The organism is Sphingorhabdus sp. (assembly GCF_044239005.1).
Lineage (GTDB): Bacteria > Pseudomonadota > Alphaproteobacteria > Sphingomonadales > Sphingomonadaceae > Sphingorhabdus_B.
In genome coordinates, this window is record NZ_JBIICH010000170.1 from 1 (window position 1) to 3,396 (window position 3,396).

Annotated in this window: 3 protein-coding genes; 2 read left to right on the forward strand and 1 reads right to left on the reverse strand. The window is 56.4% G+C overall.

What is annotated here, in order from left to right; translation table 11 throughout:
- The first annotated feature begins 87 nt into the window (after positions 1 to 87).
- A complete protein-coding gene (gene aspS / locus ACILQA_RS10465) occupies positions 88 to 1,878 on the forward strand; it encodes an aspartate--tRNA ligase (RefSeq protein WP_395629634.1) in 1,791 nt (596 codons plus the stop codon).
- 90 nt (positions 1,879 to 1,968) lie between these two features.
- A complete protein-coding gene (locus ACILQA_RS10470; RefSeq protein WP_395629635.1) occupies positions 1,969 to 2,754 on the forward strand; it encodes a polyphosphate kinase 2 family protein in 786 nt (261 codons plus the stop codon).
- On the opposite strand, the gene ACILQA_RS10475 is transcribed toward ACILQA_RS10470, so the two are convergent.
- The gene (locus tag ACILQA_RS10475) at positions 2,736 to 3,221 is read right to left on the reverse strand and encodes a GreA/GreB family elongation factor (protein ID WP_395629636.1); all 486 of its coding nucleotides are present in this window, start codon (positions 3,219 to 3,221) and stop codon (positions 2,736 to 2,738) included. The two genes, ACILQA_RS10470 and ACILQA_RS10475, sit on opposite strands and share 19 nt — an antisense overlap.
- Positions 3,222 to 3,396: the final 175 nt, after the last annotated feature.

Genomic DNA, 3,396 nt, shown 5'->3' on the forward strand with positions numbered 1-3,396 from the left:
CGCCGTAGCACCCATTCCCGACTTGACAAAGTGCCCCTGCACGGTTGTTAGGCGGCCTTTCCACAGATTTTTTGAATTGAGTGAACAATGCACGCTTATCGCACGCACAAATGCGCCGAACTTCGCGATTCCCACGTGGGGGAAACCGTACGCCTATCTGGCTGGGTCCATCGTAAGCGCGACCATGGCGGCGTTTTGTTCGTCGATTTGCGCGACCATTACGGCATGACGCAGATTGTCGCCGATAGCGACAGCCCCGCCTTGCCAATCCTCGAAGCATTGCGCCTTGAAAGCGTTGTCACCATAGATGGCGATGTAAAGGCCCGCAGTGCTGCCACAGTGAACGCCAATTTGCCCACGGGTCAGATCGAAGTTTTCGCACGCAATGTCGTGGTACTCAGCAAGTCGGAAGAACTGCCTTTGCCCGTTGCTGGTGAGCAGGAATATCCAGAAGAAACCCGCCTGAAATACCGCTTCCTCGATTTGCGTCGCGAAACGCTGCACGCGAATATCGTCAAGCGCACGCAGATCATTCGCGAAACGCGCCGCCGTATGGAAGATATTGGCTTTACCGAATATTCAACGCCCATCCTGACGGCATCCAGCCCTGAAGGCGCGCGCGATTTCCTCGTACCGAGCCGCATTCACCCGGGCAAATTCTTCGCGCTGCCACAGGCGCCGCAGCAGTATAAGCAGTTGCTGATGGTCGCCGGCTTTGACCGCTATTTCCAAATCGCACCATGCTTCCGCGATGAAGACCCGCGTGCTGACCGTTTGCCGGGCGAATTTTATCAGCTCGACTTGGAAATGAGCTTCGTCACGCAGGAAGAAGTTTGGGACACGATGGAGCCGATAATGGCTGGCGTGTTTGAAAAATTTGCTGATGGCAAAACCGTCACGCCAGCTGGCCAATTCCCGCGTATTCCGCATGCTAAGGCAATGCTGGATTACGGCACGGACAAGCCCGATTTGCGCAACCCGCTGATCATTCATGACGTGACCAGCCATTTCACCAAATCGGGCTTTGGCCTGTTTGAACGCATCGTCGAAGGCGGCGGCGTTGTCCGCGCTATCCCCGCGCCAAAGACGGCAGAAAAGAGCCGCAAATTCTTTGACGACATGAATGAATGGGCGCGCAGCGAAGGCCATGCTGGCTTGGGTTACGTCACCCGCAAGGCTGGCGAATTTGGCGGCCCCATTGCCAAGAACCACGGCGACGAAGGCATGCAGGCGCTGTACGACGCCATTGGCCTTGGTCCCGACGATGGTTGCTTCTTTGCCGCTGGCAAAGAAGAGCAAGCCGCCAAGCTGGCGGGTGCCGCGCGCACACGCACGGGTGAGCAGCTTGATCTCATTGAAAAAGACGCATTCCGCTTTTGCTGGATCATCGACTTCCCGTTTTACGAATGGAGCGAGGAAGACAAGAAGGTCGATTTTGCCCACAACCCGTTTTCGATGCCACAAGGTGGCCTCGAAGCGCTTCAGACGCAGGATCCGCTCACCATCAAAGCCTATCAATATGATATGGTCTGTAACGGCTATGAGCTCGCCTCGGGCTCGATCCGGAACCAGCATCCCGATCTGATGGTGAAGGCGTTTGAACTGACCGGCCTGACGCAGGCTGATGTTGAGGATCGTTTTGGCGGCATGTACCGTGCATTCCAATATGGTGCGCCACCACATGGCGGTATGGCCGCTGGCGTCGACCGGATGGTCATGTTGCTGTGCGGTGTGCAGAATCTGCGCGAAATTACCTTGTTCCCGATGAACCAGCGTGCGGAAGATTTGCTGATGGGCGCACCGTCGCCTGCCGAGCATAAGCAGCTGCGCGAGCTGAACATTCGCGTTGTGGAACAGCCGCCCAAAGCTTCATCCTAAAGCATAGGCCGACGCCATTACGCTGTCCCTTTTGGGGACAGCGTTTTGCTTTGTCTTGTCTATCGGCCGAATAGCTGCTGCAATCGCCCGATGGCGATTGATCTTTCAAACTATGAGTCCGGTGAAAAATATGAAGGTACCTACGATGAGGACCTGAAAGCACTGCAGGACCGTCTTTCGCGGCTGCAGTCGCTGCACATATTGCATAATGCGCGCACGTTGATCGTGATCGAAGGGTGGGACGCGGCTGGCAAGGGCGGGGCAATCAAACGCATGACCGCGACGCTCGATCCGCGTTATTATCATGTCTATCCCGTTTCAGCGCCCACTGCTGAGGAAAAGGACAAGCACTTCCTCTGGCGCTTTTGGAACAAGCTGCCCGGTAGCCGGGAAATCAGCATCTGGGACCGCAGCCATTATGGCCGTGTGCTGGTCGAACGCGTCGAAAAATTTTGCAGCGAGGTAGAATGGCGGCGCGGATATGACGAGATTAATGAGTTTGAGTCGCGACAGGGCGAGATTGGCACAAAAATCATCAAGCTGTTCTTCCACGTCACACAGGAAACGCAGGATAAGGTGCTGATGGAGCGGCTCGGAGATCCCGCCAAGCGCTGGAAAGTGACTGCAGAGGACTTTCGAAATCGCGAACGGCGTAGCGAGTATATGGATGCACTGGCGGACATGTTTAAGCGCACGCATACGCGCTGGGCACCGTGGACCGTTATCGACGGCAATAACCAGAAAGCGGCACGGATCGCTGCACTAAAGCATGTTGTGGAGTCGCTTGAGGCAAGCGTTCCGCAGGATTTCCCTGATGCCCAACCAGAGATTGCCGCGCTGGCCGAAAAGAGATTCGGCTATTCCCCTATTGGATAAGCAATCCCGACGACTTCCCATTCTTTGGGACCGGTTGGCAAGGTTACCGTTTTGACATCACCCACGCGCGCACCGCGCAGGGCGCGGGCCAGCGGTGCGTTCCATCCGATGCGGCCATGGCTTGCATCGGCCTCGTCATCGCCGACCAACGTAATGACGCGCTCCACATCGTCGATATCGGCCAACGTAACCGTCGCGCCGAAAAACACGCGGTCTCGGTCTTCCTGCTTCGACGGGTCGAGGACCTTTGCAACTTTCATTTTCTTGGAAAGCTGACCGAGTTCACGGTCGATTGCGCGCAGTTTCTGCCGGCCGTAAATATAATCGCCATTCTCGCTTCGGTCGCCATTGCCCGCCGCCCAATGGACGATTTCAACAACCGCTGGCCGTTCGACAGCGAACAATTGTTCATACCGCGCGCGCATGGCTGCGAATCCGGCAGGGGTAATCGGGTTTGTGCGCTCCATAGCGCCTCTATGTCACCCCGGGCTTGATTTGCCCAGATATGTGCTGAGCGGCGTTGCCGACCGCACGCGCGCGCGTTCGGGGTGGAGATGATCGTACATCACCGCATTTTCCAGCACGCGGTAAACATAATCGCGTGTCTCGCTCAGCGGGATTTTTTCGATCCATTCCATCATG

Coding starts and splice junctions, on each gene's coding strand:
- ACILQA_RS10470 (WP_395629635.1), top strand. CDS start 1,969: ATGGCGATTGATCTTTCAAACTATGAGTCCGGTGAAAAATATGAAGGT.
- ACILQA_RS10475 (WP_395629636.1), bottom strand. CDS start 3,221: ATGGAGCGCACAAACCCGATTACCCCTGCCGGATTCGCAGCCATGCGC.
- aspS (WP_395629634.1), top strand. CDS start 88: ATGCACGCTTATCGCACGCACAAATGCGCCGAACTTCGCGATTCCCAC.